Below are 273 nucleotides of genomic sequence, written 5' to 3'. Positions count from 1 at the left end.
AACAAATACAGTGCATACTTGTCAATTAGAAGGATAATAACCAGACTAGGCTACATAGCTGCACACGATCATCAAGAATTAGGTTACAAATATCATCTTTTGGCGCAAGCACTGGTGCAAGCAAATTTACCAAGTAGCCCCAACAAGTGCGTATCATGCGCAATGCGCTGGTTCATGATTATCTCAACATCGATCACGAAATTATTGAACATCTACTCAAAACAAAAAAATATCAGTCGTGATTGGTATTACATTACTCGCACAACATAAAGT

At 37.7% G+C, this 273-nt stretch carries 1 protein-coding gene; it reads left to right on the top strand.

Annotation, left to right across the window (positions count from 1 at the left end):
- The coding region (locus MTCD1_RS23435) for a hypothetical protein (protein ID WP_235013392.1) at window positions 1-270 on the top strand (270 nt) is incomplete at its 5' end.
- Window positions 271-273: the final 3 nt, after the last annotated feature.

The organism is Colwellia marinimaniae (assembly GCF_002207865.1).
Taxonomy (GTDB): Bacteria; Pseudomonadota; Gammaproteobacteria; order Enterobacterales; family Alteromonadaceae; genus Colwellia; species Colwellia marinimaniae.
The sequence above is the reverse complement of the archived record's forward strand: the minus strand, read 5'-3'. Positions and strand labels throughout refer to the sequence as shown.